This is a genomic window from Virgibacillus carmonensis (genome assembly GCF_057836705.1).
This window is the reverse complement of record NZ_JBYQFJ010000222.1, coordinates 1-631: the sequence shown is the minus strand read 5'-3', so window position 1 is coordinate 631 and position 631 is coordinate 1. Positions and strand designations below refer to the sequence as shown.

2 protein-coding genes are annotated in these 631 nt (G+C 34.2%); one reads left to right on the top strand and one right to left on the bottom strand.

Translation table 11 applies throughout. From position 1 onward, the window contains the following. Positions 1-6: 6 nt before the first annotated feature. Positions 7-168, top strand: a complete 162-nt coding sequence (locus tag AC3G7N_RS21515) for a YlaH-like family protein (RefSeq protein WP_489424172.1) — start codon at positions 7-9, stop codon at positions 166-168. Between the two features lie 47 nt (positions 169-215). On the opposite strand, the gene AC3G7N_RS21510 is transcribed toward AC3G7N_RS21515, so the two are convergent. Further along, a complete protein-coding gene (locus AC3G7N_RS21510; protein ID WP_089062881.1) occupies positions 216-419 on the bottom strand; it encodes a YlaI family protein in 204 nt (67 codons plus the stop codon). Positions 420-631 lie beyond the last annotated feature (212 nt).

The window sequence follows — 631 nt, the reverse complement described above, 5'->3', positions numbered from 1 at the left end:
AAAACAATTTTTGTTTATATTATGCTTGCGGTCGGAACGTATATCTTAACAATTTTTAGTATTTTTGGGTTGCCGATAACAGAAAGCCTGATTGTAATATCTGTTGTTTTAGGTATATACCGACTTCGTTTACATCAGGAAAGAAAAAGAAAACAAAATACACAGTAACTAAAAAGACTCTGGACAGCCCCCAATATGGGGACGTCTAGAGTCTTTTAAATAAGATCTTCTTTTTGTTTAGGTTTTTTGTATAAACGGAAATTACCGGTCTCATGCCTTGCTTTGGTTTTTTTACCAATTCGTTCATAGCATGACTGACATAAATACATATGGATTCGGCGATTCCGCAACCGTTTCGCTTGAAGGGAATAGTCTTCGATTGATTCAACTTCGTCACAAATAACACATTTAACTTGCACAATTTCACCTCAAATTTAGGCCCTTTACTAATAATGATAACATAGGAAGCATTTGTAATGAAGTTGTACTTATTGCATGTTTTATTAAAAAATAAGTGGGGAATATATAGTTACAAAACATTTGAAAGGACGATTTGATGAAAAAAAGATATTTACTTTCCGGTATCGGCGCAATTGGAGCGGGTGTTGCAGGGGTTGTATTAAAGGATAAG